Source organism: Rickettsiales bacterium, assembly GCA_029252805.1.
Classification (GTDB): domain Bacteria; phylum Pseudomonadota; class Alphaproteobacteria; order Rickettsiales; family JALZUV01; genus JALZUV01.
On sequence record JAQXAR010000018.1, the window covers coordinates 16,312 to 34,999 of the forward strand.

Here is an 18,688-nt window from a genome sequence, read left to right on the forward strand (position 1 = left end):
CACAAAGACCGCTATACTGTCATGGTGCATCCCGATTCCGCAAGCATAAACACGGATTTTCTTCCGAAACCTTATCAGCTAACCCCTGTGCCAGAGGTCTTTTCGTCATTTTCGGGTACTCCCTTCATGCAATTACTTGAGACGATCTACGGAACCTCGCCTCACTTAAGTAAATTGCTCGATAAGCACCCTGATATCGCCCGCGCATTTTACACGTTAGGAGCGGATACGGCATTTACACAGCTAGATACCGACTTCTCTGATAAATCTGAGGCCGGGTGCATGCGTGATATGCGCATCTATAAACAACATGCGGGCCTACTGATTGCCATGGCCGATATTGCCGGAATTTGGACATTAGACCAAGTAACCGAAGCTTTAAGCAAGTTGGCAAAAATTACACTCCAAGCCTCGCTTGACTACCTAATTAAGCATTATCAAAAGCAATATGGCTTACAGATACGCGATGCGGAGGATGGCTGCGGTATCATCATACTGGCCATGGGAAAACTGGGAGCGCAGGAGCTTAACTATTCTAGCGATGTGGATCTGATTCTGCTTTACGAAGCGGATAAGCTTTCCCTCAAGACTGAAAAACCGACGGCAACCCTCCTCAATCGCATAGCACAGGACATGATCCGCTTGATGCAAGAGCGCACCGCCGACGGCTATGTTTTCCGCATGGACCTTCGGTTACGCCCCGACCCAGCCAGCACCCCCCTCATGCTCAATACTGAAACCGCGTTCCGTTATTATGAAAGTGTCGGGCAGAATTGGGAACGTGCGGCTTTTATCAAAGCACACCCCGTTGCCGGAGACATCGCCGCAGGTGAGCGCTTCCTCAACGAACTAAAGCCGTTCATCTGGCGTAAAAGTCTAGACTTCGCCGCCATTGCCGACATCCAATCCATCAAACGCCAAATGGATAGAGCCTTTGATAATCTTGAAATTGAGATTGCAGGGTATGATGTCAAAAAAGGCCTCGGCGGTATTCGTGAGATTGAGTTTCTCGCACAAATCCACCAACTCATCTGGGGTGGAAGAAGACAGCAGTTACGCTCTCGCCGCACCTTAGAAACATATCAAGCCTTACAAGTTGCCCAACTCGTAACCGCCGAGGAAGTGGCCACCCTATCCGCCCATTACGAAACCTTGCGGATGATCGAACATCGTTTACAAATGCTGCATGATGCCCAGACCCATCAAATCCCCTTACAGGAAGATGAGCGCACAAGAGTGGCACTGTTCTGCGGGTATTCGTCGCTGGATGAATTTGAAGCTGCTCTAACGAATATCGCAATTGAGACTCACACGATTTACCATCAATGCTTTAACGAAGATGAATCTTTAGCCGGTGATGGCAAACTCTCTTTCATCGGCGTGAGTCATGATAGCGAAACCCTCAAAACCTTACGCAAAATGGGCTTCAAAGACCCCGCAACAATTTGCGATACGATACAATCGTGGCATCGCGGCTCCATTGCGGCCATGCGCTCCAGTCGATCGCGTGAATTGCTGACAGAGCTGACACCAACACTGCTGTCACATATTTCCGAACAGGTCGATGCCGATGCGACGTTCAAACGTTTTGCCAAATTCTTTTCTAAACTTCCGGGGGGCGTGACCCTACTCTCTTTACTATATAACAATGCGCAACTACTGGCCGTCTTTATGAATATTATCGGCAACGCGCCCCAGCTTGCAGATTATTTAAGCAAGCACCCGGACTGGCTCGACGCGCTACTCACGCTAGGGCGAAATAAAGCGCTCGCACAAGCCTCCCTGAATCCTACAAAACATTACCGCCTGATGAGTCATCAACCTGAAGAGGCAGCAAGTTGGTTATGTCGCTACCGTGCGGAACATGAATTCGTGATGGGATGTCAAGTACTTGCTGGAAACCTCGATCCACTCAAAGCCATGCCGGTGCTGACGCATATTGCAGATACTGCAGTGACCGAGTTAAGCCAAAATGTGATTCACATCTTCGAAGAGCAGTATGGCAAAATCGCAGATAGCAGCTTTCATATTGTCGCACTTGGCCGCTTAGGCACTGAGACTCTCACCTTCGGTTCTGACCTCGACCTCCTCTTCCTATATGATGCCCCTGATGAGCTTGCCGAATCGGATGGAGAGCGTAGCTTAGGGGTATCCGCCTATTATAACCGGCTGGCGCAACGCATCACCGGTCAACTTAATGCCATGACACCTGAGGGGCGCCTCTATGAAGTTGATGGTCGATTGCGTCCTGCTGGCTCGGATGGCCCACTCGCTGTAAGCCTTAAGGCACTGCAACAATATTACGCAAAGGATGCGTGGATCTTTGAGCGCATGGCCTTGTTAAAACAGCGCCTTATCATCTCGCACCCAGATCAGGGCGATAAGGTGCAAAAGGCGCTTACGGAGATTTTGCAACAGCCTCTCGATGCAACTCAAGTGCGACAAGATGCGCTCAACATGCGCAAACGATTATGGGCAGAATTCGGCACGGACAACCCCTGGAGCATGAAGCAAGCCAAAGGCGGACTGATGGATATCACCTTCATCCATCAAGTTTGTGCGCTACAAAATAAGCTACTTTCGAAAGCAGAATGGCAGACGCTCGAAGCATCACTCAATTTCCAACAACATGCGCAATCTATTCTACGTTTATGTCATGATCAATTTGAAGAATCTAAATTCTCCTCTGGCTTAAAACAAATCTTAGCGCGCAGCCTTGGCCTAAAAACCTTCGATCATGTACGACAAGACTTGCGCAAACATCAACAAGCCAGTTATACCATCTTTAGTAAAATCATAGGAGACTACACATGAGCTCAGCTGCACAAGAAATTGCCGATAACCAACCTCAAATTGGCGATAGCGCTCCTGCTATCAATCTGCCAAACGATCAAGGCAAAACCATCTCGCTTAGCGATTTAAAGGGTAAGAATGTGGTCGTGTATTTCTATCCTAAAGATGACACGCCCGGCTGCACCACTGAGGGCAAAGACTTCCGCGACCTCTATGCTAAATTCCAAGATGCCAATACGGAAATTTTCGGTATATCCAAATGCCCTGTCGCCAAGCATGATAAATTTAAATGCAAATATGAGTTCCCCTTTGCACTGCTTTCCGATGAAGAAGGTGATGTGTGCGAACGCTATGGGGTATGGGTTGAGAAGAACATGTATGGCAAAAAATACATGGGCATTCAGCGCACGACTTTCTTGATTAACGCAGAAGGTAAAATCGCCGCAACATGGCCTAAAGTCAAAGTGGCCAATCACGTCCAGGAAGTGCTCGAGGCAGCCTCAGCGCTTTAACAAACCCATGAAAGTCCTCATTCTCGGATCGGGTGTTATCGGCGTCACCACAGCTTACGTCTTGGCCACGCGTGGTTACGATGTGGAGGTGATTGATCGCGCGCCTTCCGCCGCCGCCGAGACGAGCTTCGCCAATGGCGGTCAGCTCAGCTATAGCCATGCTGAACCTTGGGCGAGCCCCAGCACCTTGCCAAAGGTCTTTAAGTGGATGTTTGATGATACGGCGCCTTTGGTTTTACGCCCACGCCTCGATTATCAAATGTTGCGCTGGGGGATGAAATTCCTCGCCAATTGCACTCAAAATGGGTTGGAAAGGAATACCGTCACTTTGCTACGCCTTGGCCTTTATAGCCGTAAAATGATGCAAGATCTCGCGACCATGACAGATATTGATTTCCACTACCAGCGTGATGGAATTTTGCATATATTCTCGCAAGAATCGAATTTTGAAGCGGCTCAAAAACAAGTCGAATTTCAAAATAAATTTGGCTGTCAGGAGAGAACAAAAACCATCGCAGAATGCCTCCAAATGGAACCTGCACTCGAACATAGCAACTGCAAACTTGTTGGCGGCATTCACGCCCACCTTGATGAAGCGGGTAGCGGTCATCTTTTCACCACTGGGCTCGCTAAAATTTGCGAGAAGGAGTATGGCGTAAAGTTCCATTATGACACGACCATTACCGGAATTCGCAAAGAAAGCGATAAAATCGTCGCCGTTGAGACAGACAAAGGCGAGTTTACCGCCGATAAATATGTCATGTCACTCGGCTCCTATAGCGCTATTTATTTGCGCATGCTTGGGATGGATGTGCCCATCTACCCGATGAAAGGCTACAGCCTCACTCTCGATAGCAATACCCATTCTCCTTCCATTAGCGTGACCGACCAAAAAGCGAAAATTGTATTTAGTAGACTCGGCGATCAAATTCGGATCGCCGGTACGGCTGAATTTGCCGGTTACAATACCACGATCAAAAAGCGTCGTATCACACAAATTAAGAACGCCGCGAAAGGGCTTTTCCCTAAAATGATGGAAAGTGATCCCCACTATTCTGAATGGGCTTGCCTGCGCGCGTCCACCCCCGATGGCCCGCCGATTATTGGCAGCTCCCCTATCAGTAATCTATTCCTCAATACCGGGCATGGCACACTGGGTTGGACCCAAAGCGCAGGGAGCGCCTTCCTTCTGGCCGATACATTAGAGGGTAAAGAAACCGAAATCAGCCTTGATGGCATGGAAGTGAGACGTTACCTATAATGATAGAACCTAAGATCCAAACCATCACCCGAAATGACCGAGATATCTCGTGCGCCGTATGGAACGAGAATAACGATAAAACGCCCGTTTTTTGTATTCACGGCCTAACCCGTAACGGGCGAGATTTCGACTATCTCGCCTCCAGCTTAAATGATAGTCGTACAATCTATGCCCCAGATGTCGTCGGCCGCGGCCTAAGCGACTGGCTGCCTGCAGGTGAAATCTACAACTACGATACCTATGTAGAAGATACCCTACACGTCCTTGATACACTCGGCTTAGAGCAAGTCGATTGGGTCGGTACTTCGATGGGCGGTCTTTTAGGCATGCGCATGGCGTGCGAATACCCTTCACGCATTCGTAAATTCGTGATTAATGACATTGCCCCGGTGATAAGCGTCGAAGCCATGCAGCGCCTTGATGATTATGTCGGCCAGCATATGGATCATGCCTCCCTCGCTGAGGCTGAGAATTATATTCGTATTTGCTACGGTGCCTTTGGCTTAAATAAAAGCTGGCAATGGAATCACATGCTCAAACATAGCGTCAAACCCACCGAAGATGGGCGTGTGCGAATGCTTTACGATCCAGCCATCATCAATGGCATTCGCGACGAAAAAGGCGAAATGACGCTCACGGATGATATCAATCTCTGGCCACTTTGGGAGAATATACCCCAGCCTATCTTACTGCTGCGCGGCGAGCATTCCGATTTCCTAAGCGCCGCCATGGCAAAAGAAATGTGCGAACGTCACCCCAATGCCACATGGATAGAATTCAAGGATTGCGGCCATGCTCCCGCGCTCATGGTTGACGGACAAGTAAATGCCGTGCGCGAGTGGCTTGATAGCTAAAAATAAATGCTCACAACCATTGTTAAGCAAACACAATTGCCCTATATTTAGAGTATGACGGATATCCGCAACATTCCTCTGTCGCCACTCGGCAGACCGATTGAGCAGGCACAACAACGCCCTCAAGGGAATACGTCACAGCAAAATCAGCAGCAAAACACCACTTCCGCGCGAGTCAATCCCAGGCAAGCTCCGATCAATGTGTTACCTTCTGACGAAGCTTTAGGCCGCCTAATTACTCGGGCGCAAGAAGCACAAAATCAAGGCCAAACGCTTGAGCGTGGGTCAATCCTCAACCTCATTATTTAAAGATAGATATATGTCCCTACAGCCTATGAATTGGGAGGACCCTCTCCTCCTCGACCTAGAACTTACTGATGAAGAACGCATGATCCGTGATTCTGCCCGCGAATATTTCCGTGGCACTTTGTTTCCAGGAATCATTGAAGCCAATCGTAATCACTATTTCGATCCGAAAATTATGCGTGAAATGGGCGAAATGGGCTTGCTCGGTTCTACTATTGATGGCTATGGCTGCGCCGGCGCCAGTCATGTAGCATACGGCCTTATCGCACGTGAAATCGAATGGGTTGATAGCGGCTATCGCTCGGCTCTTTCTGTGCAGTCGAGCTTGGTGATGCATCCGATCCATGAGTTCGGTTCAGATGAACTTAAAGATCAATTTCTCCCGAAACTCGCAACCGGCGAGCTCATCGGCTGCTTCGGCCTAACGGAGCCTGATCATGGCTCAGATCCCGGTAGTATGAACACCCGCGCGACTCGCAAAGGCACTACCTACAGCCTCACCGGAAACAAGATTTGGATTACCAATTCACCGATCGCAGATGTGTTTGTCGTGTGGGCCAAAGTCTATGGTGATGACGCGCTAGCAGATGGTACGATCAGTGGCTTTGTGATGGAAAAAGGCATGAAGGGGCTTTCCGCTCCTGAACTTAAAGGCAAACTCTCGCTTTGCGCCTCGATCACCGGTGAGATCGTGATGGATAATGTGGAAGTGCCTATTGGCAATCGCCTGAATGTAACGGGCCTTAAGGGGCCGTTTAGCTGCTTAAACAAAGCACGCTACGGCATTGGCTGGGGCGCAATGGGTGCGGCAGAATTCTGTTTCCAAGCCGCTCGAAGCTACACGATGGAGCGCATACAATTTGGCAGACCTTTGGCCGCCAATCAGCTCATCCAAAAGAAACTCGCCGATATGCTAACGGAGATCACGCTTGGTCTACATGCTTGTTTACGCGTGGGTCGTCTGTTGGATGAAGGCACGCTGATTCCTGAAACTATCTCGATCATCAAACGCAACAATGCCGGCAAAGCCCTCGACATTGCCCGCGTTGCACGTGATATGCATGGCGGAAACGGTATCTCAGATGAATACCATGTAATGCGTCATTCCGTGAATCTAGAGAGTGTGAATACCTATGAAGGTACGCATGATGTGCATGCCCTTATTTTGGGTCGCTCTATTACCGGAATGCAGGCCTTTCAATAGGGACTGGCTAGCTTAACTCATGCCCGGTTTTTCGGGTATGAAGGTAAAGCATCGCTTGAATCATCGTGCTGTAATCGGCAGGCATTTCTTTCATCGCCTTTTCATAAACGGCCATGATCACACGTGCGCGCCCGAGCCATTTTTCATCACCGGTAATTTCCCATAAACGCAGGATATTATGCAACATCACGCCATTAGCCGCAGGTAGGCCGGTATCATGCCCTTTATGGATACGTACGAGGAGATTCTCCACTCCGTCCGTCATAAAGTAACCGCCCTTTTCAGCGTCCCAGAATACAGTATTCGTCGTACGGTGAATTTTACGTGCTTGCTTTAACCACTGCTCATCGCGAGTAATTTCATAAAGCGTCAATAATCCTGCTTCGAAATACGCATAATCTTCCAAGAACCCATGAATCTCAGCGCCTTCAATACGCAATAAAATTGTATCCTCAATCAGTGAATCACACAGATGAGTTGCGGCTTTTAAGGCAGCTTGCAAATAATCATCACGTTCAAATATCTTAGACGCACGTGCCAATGTGTCGATCATCAGGCCATTCCAACCGGCGATCACTTTCTCATCGCGGTCAGGGCGTTTACGCTCATCACGCGCAGCTCTTAGTTTCCCAAGAATCGGGTTAAGTGAATCCCGAAAGCTTTCATAACTCCGGTTTTTCTCATTCGCTAGCTCCATCAAATGGCGGCGTGCATAGAGCGCTTTGCCATCTACCGGTTCGTGCCCAGGATAAACTGGCAAATCGGCTAATCCATAGGATTTGCTAAAGAAGTCGCGCTCTTCCGGTGCGAGTGTGGCGTGTAGCTCATCCTCCGTCCAAACATAGTAAGCACCTTCGACACCATCCGTCTCCGCATCCAGTGCGCTATAGAATGCGCCCGAAGGTGCCGTGAGTTCACGCAATACAAAGTCCATCGTTTGCTGCGCAATATCACGATAATAGGGCTTGTTAGTCAACACATAGAGCTCAGCATAGCAACGCCCCAAGAGCGCTTGATTATAGAGCATTTTCTCAAAATGGGGTGCACGCCACTCTTTATCAACGCAATAACGATGGAAACCACCACCGACCGCATCATTCATTGCCCCTGCCGCCATTTTCTTCAAACTCTGACGTACCATCTCTAACGATGATTCATCCTTAGTATGGCGAAATTCGGAGAGAAGAAAGAGCAGATAATTCTCATGCGGGAATTTAGGGTCCGTATAGAAGCTACCATATTCCGCATCATAATGCTGGCTGAGATAATCATGGAATATACTGACAACACTCTTATCCGGCGTGCCGTCTCCCTCCAACACTTCAACAGAAAGTTCATCGCGGATGATGGTAGCGATATGCCCCGCTGCTTCACGCAACTGAGCCTCACTTGCTTTCCAGCGCTCTGCTACATCTTGCGACAGCTGTGTTAAATTTCGCCCATATTCAGGCAACATAACGCCGCAGGCTAAGAAGGGTTCGCCTTCAGGGGTTAAATACACATGATTTGGCCAGCCAGATTGCTTGGTAATAAGCGTTCGCGCGCGCTGGTAAATCTCATTCACATCGGGGCGCTTATCACGATCAACCTTAATGGCGATAAAATGGTTATTAAGCACATCGGCAAAAGCCTCATCGCTGTAAACTCGCTTTTCCATCACATGACACCAGTAACAAGCGAAATAACCCACGCTCAAAAAGATCGGTTTATTTTCCGCCTTCGCCTTCGCCAAGCTGGCCTCGTCCCATTCATGCCATTGAATCATCTTTCCAAACCACTTTCATTTGAGAGCTGCTTACGAAGCACCCTATCAATTTCACGAATAATTTTTAAGTGATCTGGACGAATCTTCTCAACTTGCGCTCGGTTTTGTGGATCAAACCACTCTCGTGCCACAGTATTGGCATGCTCGGCGCTTGGCTCATCAAACGGACAATCAGGATAAACACCGACAGGATATAACCACATAGTCTTCAACTCACCCGTAGAGGCAGATGCAAAGGCGGCTTGCCCCCACTCAGTCACTTCGACAATTTCTTCTAAAGGCAGGCCGATTTCTTCAATCCCCTCACGTAACGCGGTTACGATAAGTGGCTCAAGGTTCTCAGGCCCATACTCTTTTAATTTTGTGGAGCTGTGATAATCTTCCCATTCGCCCGTTTCAGGGTTTTTGATTTCGCGGGTACCTTTACATATTTGAAAACCAGGATCGCCCATTTCAGGCATCATTTCAGAAGGTTTGAACAAGTAATACTCAATCCCATTCTCCCCTAAACGGTAAGGCACCACACCGGCTTTATGAACATGAATATAAGGAGGTTTCGGCCAATGTAGCTGCTCTCGCAAGCAGTGTGGCACAATTTTCTCAGCCGCTTCTTCAGCCAACTGACGCATTTTTTCTTTATCCATCACTTACCTATAAAGCAGATACGTTAGCGAGTCGTTAATTTACTGCATGCTAGGCTCTAGCGGCATTATGCTTAAGGTGCTTTCCGTGACGCAGCGTGCAGATGCCGATCGCGTGCCCCCATCTAACACCCCATACTCACCAAACATGGTGCCTTTACTTAAAAGAGCTAAGCGCCTATTGCCCTCATCTCCTTCTTCAAAGATTTCAACGACACCCTCTTTAATAACATAGGCAGCATCGCTCTGCTCGCCTTTGTTAAAAATGACTTCGCCCGCTGGCACTGTGATCATTTCCATAGTAGGTTACTCCTGATAACACTTTGAATACAATCTTAGATTACAATATATAATTTAACAAAAGATTAATAATGCCTACAATTAACAGTATAAAAAATAGAAAATATCTCTTTAAATGGAGAAACAGACTCCTCCCGCTCACCAAAGAGCTGATAAAAGGGATGCAGGGAACTGAAAAAAAACCAGATGGAACACCGGTTACAGCTGTTGATAGAGAAATTGAACTCTTTCTGCGCGAGGAGATAAAATCTAATTTTCCCGAAGATGGAATTATTGGCGAAGAGTTCCCGCCCCATCAACCAGAAGCTGAAAATCAGTGGATAATTGATCCAATCGATGGCACCCGTGCGCTTATCGCCGGTGTACCTACCTTCACCACGCTCATTGCCTTATTGAAGAACGGACATCCTCAATTCTCTATGATGCTACAGCCTGTTACGGGCGAAACGTGGTTCGGAGATAATGAAACAACCCACTATAATGGCGAGGCTACCCATTGCCAAAAAGTTGAAACGCTCGCGGCGGCAATATTCTCGACCACCTCTCCACAGCTTTTTCGTGACGCGGATAAACCCATCATTGATTCCATCATGCAAAACGCCCGCAACTGCCAGCTCGGCGAAGATGGCTATGCTTACGGAAAACTCGCCAAAGGCGATCTCCATTTAGTGGTTGAATCCGGCTTAAAGCCCTATGATTTCTTGCCCTTAGTTCCCATCGTAATAGGGGCCGGGGCCATCATGACAGACTGGCAAGGCAATCCCCTCACGTTAGAATCTAACGGAGATGTGATCGCCGCCAGCAGCAAAGCCTTGCATAAACAGGCATTAGCGCTATTAAACCCGCATGACAGATAAAAAACTCACCATTATCGGTGCTGGCCTTGCCGGCAGTGAAGCAGCGTGGCAAGCCGCCAACGCAGGTATCAACGTAACTCTAATAGAGATGCGCCCTACCCGCGAAACCTTCGCCCACCAGACCCAAGATTGTGCCGAGCTTGTATGCTCTAACTCCTTCCGTTCCGATGATGCGACACGTTCGGCCATTGGCTTACTGCATGAAGAGATGCGCCAGTTAGACTCCGTCATCATCCGCTGCGGCGATGCCAGCAAGTTACCTGCAGGCGGCGCACTTGCCGTTGATCGCGATGGCTTCTCGGCCATGGTGACACAAGAACTCACCAACCACCCCAACATCACGCTTGAACGCCGCGAAGTCACCGAACTTCCTTCCGCTGATGAAGGCATGTGCATTGTCGCAACCGGCCCCCTCACCTCCGATATTTTAGCCGAATCTATTCTCGCGCATACCGGCGAAGAGTATCTTTCTTTTTTCGATGCAATTGCTCCCATTATATTGAAAGAATCCATCGATTTTGAAAAAGCATGGTTCCAATCGCGCTACGATAAAGGTAGCGGCAAAGATTACATCAATCTGCCGATGGATAAGGAACAATATGAAACCTTCATTCAAGCACTTAACGAGGGCGATAAAACTGAATTCAAAGATTGGGAAAAAGACACGCCTTATTTTGAAGGCTGCTTGCCGATCGAAGTCATGGCCGAACGCGGCCCTGAGACTTTGCGCTGGGGCCCAATGAAGCCTGTTGGCCTCACCAACCCGCATAACCCCACCGTCAAAGCCCATGCGATTGTACAGCTGCGTCAAGATAATGCCCTTGGCACACTCTTCAATATGGTCGGCTTCCAAACCAAACTCAAATGGGGTGCGCAGAAAGAAATTTTCTCCACTATCCCCGGCCTAGAAAATGCCGACTTTGTTCGCCTTGGCGGTATTCACCGCAACACGTTCATCAACAGTCCGGCTTTGCTGGATGAGCAATTGCGCCTAAAGAAGCACCCTCACCTTCGCTTTGCAGGGCAAGTCACTGGCGTTGAAGGCTATGTTGAATCTGCCTCATCGGGCTTAATGGCAGGTCGTTTCGCCATCGCTGAATTGCTCGGACAAAACTTCACCTATCCGCCACAAGAAACAGCAATCGGTGCCTTGATGACTCACGTCACCACTGGTGCGGAATCAAAGACCTTCCAGCCGATGAATGTGAATTTTGGCCTACTGCCGCCCTTCCCAGAGCGCGTAAAGAAGAAAGAACGCAAAGAAGCCTACTGCACCCGCGGAATGGAAGCGTTCAAGAATTGGAAAGAATCAGAAAGTCAGGCCGCCGCTTGAGCGTGACGCGCTAGCGCTGCTACACCAGGAAGCTCTTTGCCTTCCATCCACTCTAGGAAAGCTCCCCCTGCTGTGGAGAGATAGGTAAAGGCATCGAACAAGCCACTATGCGCGAGCGCCGCCACCGTATCGCCTCCCCCTGCAACTGAGTGTAACTCACCCTTGGCTGTTTGAATTGAGGCTTCACGTGCGAGGGCAACGGTTCCCATATCAAACGGCGTGTTTTCAAATGCACCAAGTGGGCCATTCCACACGAGGCTCTTACATTCGCGCAACGCCGCACGCATCGCGTCCATCGTTTCCATCCCGATATCCAGCGCCATCGCATCATCCGGAATCTCACTTATAGGAACAATCCTGTTACGTGCATGTGCCGCAAATTCGTGCGTAATCACCACGTCACTTGGCAGTATAATGCGGCAGTTTTTAGCATCGGCTTGGCTGAGAATATCTTTCGCCGTATCGAGCAAGTCAGGTTCATAAAGTGACTTACCAACACGATACCCCTGTGCTGCAAGAAAAGTATGCGCCATCGCCCCGCCGATCATCAGGATATCCACTTTCTCAAGCAAAAACTCTAACACGCTGAGCTTTGTTGACACCTTAGCACCACCAATCACCGCACCTAAGGGGCGCTCAGGCACATCGAAGATACTGCCAAGCATTTGCAGTTCATTCGCCAGAGAGGTGCCGGCATAAGCAGGCAGATAATCTGTAATCCCAACCATCGAGGCATGTGCACGATGCGCACAGGAGAAAGCATCATTTACAAAAATATCACCATTCGCTGCAAGCGCTTGAGAAAATTCCGCATCATTGGCTTTCTCTGCCTTATGAAACCGCAGATTCTCCAAGAGGGCAATTTCGCCATTTTGCATGGCTGAAACAACTTTCTCAGATTCAATCCCAATGCAATCCGGGGCGAAAGCAATCGGCTGGCCCAAGGCTTCGCTAATAGGGTCCACCAAAATAGATAAGGATAATGCCGGATCATACGAACCATCTGGACGCCCAAAATGCGATAGAATAATTACCTTAGCCCCTCGCTTGGACAGAGACTGAATCGTTGGCAGCTGGCGTGTAATACGTGTCATATCACGCACTTCGCTCCCTTGCATCGGTACATTCACATCCATCCGCACAAGCACTCGCTTGCCTTTAACATCAATATCTTCAAATGAGGGGAGGTTTTTCATGCACTAGCCATGCACCTTCGCCATCAACGCCGTGACATCGAGCATACGGTTAGAGAACCCCCACTCGTTATCGTACCATGCGGCAATGCGGCCCATCTTATCGCCGGACAGGCGCGTGCCTGTTGCATCAAAGATAGAGCTTGCCGGATGGTGGTTAAAATCGATCGAAACCAACGGCTCATCCGTATAAGCCAGCACATCTGATGAGGCGGCTTTAACGGCAGCATTAATCGCTTCAATCGTCATTGGTTTTTCACTATTGAACGTTAAATCCACGAGGGAAACATTTGGCGTTGGCACACGCACAGCCACGCCATCTAATTTGCCTTCAAGCTCAGGAATCACCAGGCTAATCGCTTTAGCTGCCCCGGTTGAAGTCGGAATCATCGATACCGCTGCCGCACGCGCGCGGCGTAAATCTTTATGCGTCGCATCGACGATATTTTGATCGCCCGTATAAGCATGCACCGTAGTCATGAAACCATTCACAATGCCAAACTCATCATTCAACACTTTCGCCACCGGAGCTAAACAGTTTGTCGTGCATGAGCCAACGGAGACAACCGTATGTTCTGCCTTCAGTGCCTCATTATTCACCCCATAAACAATCGTTGAATGCGCATCAGGTGACGGCGCTGACACCAGCACCCCTTTGACCTTACTGCTCATATGGCGATTACATTGCTCAACCGATTTAAAAATTCCCGTGCATTCCAACACATAATCAACATCCCAACCGATATTCTCCGGCTCGCGCTCATGTGTTAATTTCACGCGCTTACCGTTAATCAATAGGTCTTCGCCATCAGCTTTGACTTCACCACGAAAGCCACCGTGAACAGAATCGTACTTTAAAAGATGCACATGCGTTTCGATCGGTGCGGGGCCATTCACTGCAACAAGTTCAATGTCATTGCGATCAGATTCCACCAATGCGCGCAGAACGCAGCGTCCAATACGCCCCAGTCCGTTAATACCAATACGAATTGTCATGTACGATTCCCCTTTAGTGTTTTATAAATATGCTTATGCTAGTTTCCAGATAAATACTCAAGGAGCTTTTTGCATGTCTTATTCACTTCCTAAACCCTCAGAACATTCTTTTGACGATGAAGGTTTCACGATGGATAGAAACTTAGCCCTTGAAGCGGTGCGTATTACCGAGGCTGCAGCCCTCGCAGCATCCAAATGGATGGGCTGCGGCGATGAGAAAGCCGCTGACAACGCTGCCGTAGAAGCGATGCGTGCAGTGCTCAACAGTTTAGACATGGATGGCACGGTCGTCATCGGTGAAGGCGAACGTGATGAAGCGCCGATGCTCTATATCGGTGAAAAAGTCGGCTCAGCTAAAGGCCCACAAGTAGATATCGCGCTTGATCCTTTGGAAGGCACCACAACCTGTGCCGTGGGTGGGTTCAATTCTATTGCTGTACTCGCTATGGCCAGCAAAGATGGCTTCCTACATGCACCTGACGTTTACATGGATAAAATCGCTGTTGGCGCAGGCTTACCAGTTGGCGTGATTGATCTTGATAAATCACCTAAAGAAAACCTAACATCGCTGGCAAAAGCCAAAAACTGTGAAATTAGCGATCTCGTGGTTTGTGTCCTTGACCGCGAACGCCATCAAAAACTTATCAGCGATATTCGCGAAGCCGGTGCGCGCATCCTCCTCATTTCCGATGGTGATGTGACTGGTATTATCGCCACCACTAAATCAGATACGAATATCGATATTTACATGGGCATTGGCGGCGCACCTGAGGGTGTACTCGCTGCAGCAGCATTGCGTTGCATTGGCGGCCAAATGCAAGCGCGCCTTCTGTTCGATAATGACGAGCAACGCACCCGCGCGAAACGCATGGGTATTGATGATCTCAACCGTAAATATAATATGGAAGATATGGCTAAAGGCGAAGTCATGTTCGCGGCGACCGGAGTAACTGACGGCCCAATGCTAAAAGGCGTTCGTCGTATGACGGGGGGTGCAGAAACCCACTCTATCATCATGCGCAGCAAAACCGGTACCGTGCGCGACATCCACGCTCACCACAACTTCAATCGTAAAACATGGGTCGATAACGAAGAGAAGTAAGTCTCTACTCTTCGTTACTCTCGAATAGCAGGATTTTAATCTTTTAAGTCTTCCCAGAACTCTTTGACTCGGCCGAAGAAATTTTCTGATTCGGGGCTGTTATCTTTGTTGCTCTTATCGCCTTTAAACTGCTTAAGCATATCTTTCTGCTTCTTGCTTAAGTTCACGGGCGTTTCGATGGCAGCATGTACATACATGTCTCCGCGTAATCCGCTAGAGCGCATTACAGACATCCCTTTATCTTTCAAACGGAATTGACGGCCAGACTGCGTGCCTGCAGGAATCGTCACTTTCACCTTGCCGCCTTCAATGGTCGGCACTTGTGCGCTTCCACCGAGAGCTGCTTCTATCATTGGTACGGGCACACGACAATGTAAGTCAGTGCCATCACGCTGGAAGATAGGATGGGGTTTGATATTGAGGAAGATATAAAGATCGCCCGATGGACCGCCGCGCATCCCCGCCTCACCTTCACCACTCAAGCGGATACGAGTCCCCTCTTCAACACCGGCAGGAATCGTCACTTTCAGTGACTTTTGCTTACGGGTACGGCCTGAACCTGCACATGGCTTACAAGGAGATTTAATGATCTTACCCAAACCTTGGCATGTATGACAGCCACGTTCGATCGTGAAGAACCCTTGTTGTGCACGTACTTTGCCGCGCCCATTACAGGTTCCGCAACTTTGAGGCTTGGTGCCTTTTTCAGCACCATTACCGGCACAGCCGCTACAGGTCACGGATGTCGTCACCTTCACTTGGCTTTGTTTGCCTTTGAATGCATCTTCAAGCGAGATACTTAAATTATGGCGCAAATCAGCACCACGAGCGGCACCGCCAGCAGCGCCACGTGCCTGACCGCCGCCAAAACCGCCACCACCTCCGCCGCCGCCGCCAAAGAGATCTTCGAAAATATCAGAGAAACTGCTGCCGCCAAAGTCAAAGCCACCAGCACCAGGCCCACCAGCACCGCCGCTCATTCCTTGCTCGAAAGCATCATGGCCATACCGATCGTAAGCGGCACGCTTTTGCTCATCTTTGAGAACTTCATAAGCGCCTGAAATTTCTTTAAATTTCTTCTCCGCTTCAGCATCACCCTGATTTTGATCTGGATGGTATTTCATGGCTAATTTACGATAAGCAGCTTTAACCTGCTTCGCATCAGCATCGCGGCTTACGCCAAGTAATTCGTAATAATCAGCCATTGAGGTCCCAAAAATGAGGGGCCATCATAGCCCCTCGTTTTATTTATCTAGTCGTCTTTTTTGTCGTCGACTTCTTCAAACTCAGCATCGAGAATTTCTTCTCCGCCATCCGCATCATCTGTCGCTGCTTCAGTCGCTTCGCCTTCAGCGCCTTCTTCTTGCTGAGACTTGTAAATCGCCTCACCCAGCTTCATAGACACTTGTTGCAATGCTTCGAGCTTTGTTTCGATAGCGGCTGCATCTTCAGATTCAAGCGCTGTCTTCAAGTCAGCAACTGATGCTTCAATCTCGCTCTTATCGTCATCCGGAAGTTTATCGCCATATTCCTCGAGATTCTTCTCAGTCATATGAACAAGGCTCTCCGCTTGGTTTCTCGCTTCAACCAGTGCTTTACGCTCTTTATCCGCTTCAGCATTGGCTTCCGCATCTTTCACCATACCTTCAATATCGTCATCTGACAGGCCACCAGATGCCTGAATACGAATTTGCTGTTCTTTGTTCGTGGCTTTATCTTTCGCTGTCACATTGACCAAACCGTTCACATCAATATCGAAGATAACTTCAATTTGCGGCATCCCGCGTGGCGCAGAAGGAATTCCCACAAGGTCAAATTGACCGAGTAGTTTATTATCCGCCGCCATTTCGCGTTCACCCTGGAAGACACGAATCGTTACCGCTGATTGGTTATCATCTGCTGTTGAAAATACTTGTGATTTCTTGGTTGGAATCGTCGTATTACGCTCGATCAAACGAGTGAATACTCCGCCCAGTGTTTCGATACCAAGTGATAGAGGCGTGACATCAAGCAAGAGAACGTCTTTCACGTCGCCTCGCAATACGCCGCCTTGAATCGCTGCACCCATGGCCACGACTTCATCAGGATTTACGCCTTTATGTGGTTCTTTACCAAAGAATGCTTTCACCTTCTCCTGAACCTTAGGCATACGCGTCATACCACCCACCAAGATCACTTCGTCAATGTCAGAGGCTTTAAGGCCTGCATCTTTCAACGCCGCTTCGCAAGGTTTGATCGTACGAGACACCAAATCGCCTACGAGAGACTCTAATTTCGCACGGGAAAGTTTCACGTTTAAGTGTTTCGGGCCGGCTGCATCTGCCGTGATAAACGGAAGATTCACTTCGGTTTGTTGCGTAGAAGAAAGCTCAATCTTGGCTTTCTCTGCTGCTTCTTTCAAACGCTGTAGCGCCAATTTATCTTCTTTAAGGTTAATGCCTGAATCTTTTTTGAACTCTTCAATAAGATGTTCAATGATCGCCATATCGAAATCTTCACCCCCAAGAAACGTATCCCCGTTGGTTGATTTTACTTCAAAAACGCCATCACCAATTTCAAGGATCGATACATCAAACGTACCACCACCCAGATCATAAACGGCAATCGTTTGACCTTCTTTTTTATCCAAACCATAAGCAAGGGCAGCCGCAGTCGGCTCATTGATAATACGAAGCACTTCAAGACCGGCAATCTTACCTGCATCTTTAGTGGCTTGGCGTTGCGCATCGTTAAAGTAAGCCGGAACGGTAATCACCGCTTGGTCCACCTTCTCGCCGAGATAGCTTTCGGCTGTTTCGCGCATTTTTTGCAACGTGAAGGCCGAAATCTGGCTTGGGCTGTATTTTTCACCCGCCGCTTCGACCCATGCATCGCCATTATCAGACTCAACGATTTTGTATGGAACCAAATCCATATCTTTTTTCGTGGTTTTGTCATTGAAAGGACGACCAATCAAACGCTTCACTGCGTAGATCGTATTTTCAGGGTTGGTAACTGCTTGACGCTTCGCCGGTTCGCCGACCAACTTCTGATCATCCGCCGTGAAAGCCACCATAGAAGGGGTTGTGCGCGCACCTTCGGCATTTTCAATTACTTTCGCTTCTTTACCATCCATCACGGCTACGCATGAGTTGGTGGTACCTAAATCAATTCCAATTACTTTTCCCATAAGGCTTATCCTCTTGATTTACATCAATAGTTTGTTTTTCGATGTATCAGATATAAGGAGGCAAGCAAAAGAATACAACCCGTTAACCAATTTTTTTTACAATAAATTTACAATGCTGTTCGCTCGCATAACACCTACCGCGCGCATAACAGTGGCTCCCACAAGCGCCGGGAGGCTTTACCCTATTTACAACATTCGAACGAGTATTCCCAGATTGCCTAACCATGGTCTTTTATTCCCCGATCCTCCCGACTTTAAGCGAGTGACCAGCAGTGGGGAGAGCCCACTGGTAGCCGGGGTGTTCAAAAACCGGACAAAAGTACGGCGTGACGCTTTCAGCGTAAGCCTATTATATAACGCCACCACCCCGACCCTAGGAACGAGGAGACAGTGTAGTTAACG

16 protein-coding genes are annotated in these 18,688 nt (G+C 48.7%); 9 read left to right on the forward strand and 7 right to left on the reverse strand.

Annotated elements, in window-relative coordinates; translation table 11 throughout:
• Window positions 1-21: 21 nt before the first annotated feature.
• The 6 genes from P8P30_04005 to P8P30_04030 are packed head-to-tail and all read left to right on the forward strand — an operon-like array spanning window position 22 to window position 6,930.
• Window positions 22-2,814, forward strand: a complete 2,793-nt coding sequence (locus P8P30_04005) for a bifunctional [glutamine synthetase] adenylyltransferase/[glutamine synthetase]-adenylyl-L-tyrosine phosphorylase (GenBank protein ID MDG1286711.1) — start codon at window positions 22-24, stop codon at window positions 2,812-2,814.
• Window positions 2,811-3,305 (forward strand): thioredoxin-dependent thiol peroxidase, encoded by a 495-nt coding sequence (gene bcp, locus P8P30_04010; GenBank protein MDG1286712.1) that lies wholly within the window; start codon window positions 2,811-2,813, stop codon window positions 3,303-3,305. Before P8P30_04005 ends, bcp begins: the two co-directional genes overlap by 4 nt.
• A 7-nt stretch (window positions 3,306-3,312) precedes the next feature.
• The gene (locus P8P30_04015) at window positions 3,313-4,566 is read left to right on the forward strand and encodes a D-amino acid dehydrogenase (protein ID MDG1286713.1); all 1,254 of its coding nucleotides are present in this window, start codon (window positions 3,313-3,315) and stop codon (window positions 4,564-4,566) included.
• Window positions 4,566-5,420 carry an alpha/beta hydrolase gene (locus P8P30_04020; GenBank protein ID MDG1286714.1) on the forward strand — a complete coding sequence of 285 codons (855 nt, stop codon included), beginning with the start codon at window positions 4,566-4,568 and terminating at the stop codon, window positions 5,418-5,420. The genes P8P30_04015 and P8P30_04020 overlap by 1 nt, the downstream gene beginning before the upstream one ends.
• A gap of 54 nt (window positions 5,421-5,474) precedes the next feature.
• Entirely contained in the window at window positions 5,475-5,729 is a 255-nt protein-coding gene (locus tag P8P30_04025) for a hypothetical protein (GenBank protein MDG1286715.1), read from the forward strand.
• Window positions 5,730-5,739: 10 nt separating this feature from the next.
• Window positions 5,740-6,930 carry an acyl-CoA dehydrogenase gene (locus P8P30_04030; protein ID MDG1286716.1) on the forward strand — a complete coding sequence of 397 codons (1,191 nt, stop codon included), beginning with the start codon at window positions 5,740-5,742 and terminating at the stop codon, window positions 6,928-6,930.
• Window positions 6,931-6,937: 7 nt separating this feature from the next.
• On the opposite strand, the gene P8P30_04035 is transcribed toward P8P30_04030, so the two are convergent.
• Genes P8P30_04035 through P8P30_04045 form a run of 3 tightly spaced genes read right to left on the reverse strand, consistent with a single transcriptional unit; the run spans window position 6,938 to window position 9,636 of the window.
• Window positions 6,938-8,695 (reverse strand): thioredoxin domain-containing protein, encoded by a 1,758-nt coding sequence (locus P8P30_04035; GenBank protein MDG1286717.1) that lies wholly within the window; start codon window positions 8,693-8,695, stop codon window positions 6,938-6,940.
• Window positions 8,692-9,339: a hypothetical protein gene (locus P8P30_04040; GenBank protein ID MDG1286718.1), complete on the reverse strand. Its 648-nt coding sequence runs from the start codon at window positions 9,337-9,339 to the stop codon at window positions 8,692-8,694. Before P8P30_04040 ends, P8P30_04035 begins: the two co-directional genes overlap by 4 nt.
• Before the next feature lie 39 nt (window positions 9,340-9,378).
• Complete coding sequence (locus P8P30_04045) at window positions 9,379-9,636, reverse strand: cyclic nucleotide-binding domain-containing protein (protein MDG1286719.1); 258 nt, start codon at window positions 9,634-9,636, stop codon at window positions 9,379-9,381.
• A gap of 161 nt (window positions 9,637-9,797) precedes the next feature.
• Here P8P30_04045 and P8P30_04050 point away from each other — a divergent pair, with 161 nt between their 5' ends.
• Together P8P30_04050 and trmFO are read left to right on the forward strand one after the other, a co-directional pair.
• Window positions 9,798-10,493 carry an inositol monophosphatase family protein gene (locus P8P30_04050; protein ID MDG1286720.1) on the forward strand — a complete coding sequence of 232 codons (696 nt, stop codon included), beginning with the start codon at window positions 9,798-9,800 and terminating at the stop codon, window positions 10,491-10,493.
• A complete protein-coding gene (gene trmFO, locus P8P30_04055) occupies window positions 10,483-11,826 on the forward strand; it encodes a methylenetetrahydrofolate--tRNA-(uracil(54)-C(5))-methyltransferase (FADH(2)-oxidizing) TrmFO (protein ID MDG1286721.1) in 1,344 nt (447 codons plus the stop codon). Before P8P30_04050 ends, trmFO begins: the two co-directional genes overlap by 11 nt.
• Here trmFO and P8P30_04060 read toward each other — a convergent pair.
• Together P8P30_04060 and gap are read right to left on the reverse strand one after the other, a co-directional pair.
• On the reverse strand, window positions 11,811-13,022 hold the full coding sequence (locus tag P8P30_04060; GenBank protein MDG1286722.1) for a phosphoglycerate kinase: 1,212 nt from the start codon (window positions 13,020-13,022) through the stop codon (window positions 11,811-11,813). The two genes, trmFO and P8P30_04060, sit on opposite strands and share 16 nt — an antisense overlap.
• A gap of 3 nt (window positions 13,023-13,025) precedes the next feature.
• On the reverse strand, window positions 13,026-14,015 hold the full coding sequence (gap, locus tag P8P30_04065) for a type I glyceraldehyde-3-phosphate dehydrogenase (protein ID MDG1286723.1): 990 nt from the start codon (window positions 14,013-14,015) through the stop codon (window positions 13,026-13,028).
• A 73-nt stretch (window positions 14,016-14,088) separates the two neighbouring features.
• Between gap and glpX the strand changes: the two genes are divergently transcribed.
• Window positions 14,089-15,117 carry a class II fructose-bisphosphatase gene (gene glpX / locus P8P30_04070; GenBank protein MDG1286724.1) on the forward strand — a complete coding sequence of 343 codons (1,029 nt, stop codon included), beginning with the start codon at window positions 14,089-14,091 and terminating at the stop codon, window positions 15,115-15,117.
• A gap of 35 nt (window positions 15,118-15,152) precedes the next feature.
• Here glpX and dnaJ read toward each other — a convergent pair whose 3' ends face one another.
• Window positions 15,153-16,322 carry a molecular chaperone DnaJ gene (dnaJ, locus tag P8P30_04075; protein ID MDG1286725.1) on the reverse strand — a complete coding sequence of 390 codons (1,170 nt, stop codon included), beginning with the start codon at window positions 16,320-16,322 and terminating at the stop codon, window positions 15,153-15,155.
• A gap of 47 nt (window positions 16,323-16,369) precedes the next feature.
• Window positions 16,370-18,286 carry a molecular chaperone DnaK gene (gene dnaK, locus P8P30_04080; GenBank protein ID MDG1286726.1) on the reverse strand — a complete coding sequence of 639 codons (1,917 nt, stop codon included), beginning with the start codon at window positions 18,284-18,286 and terminating at the stop codon, window positions 16,370-16,372.
• Window positions 18,287-18,688 lie beyond the last annotated feature (402 nt).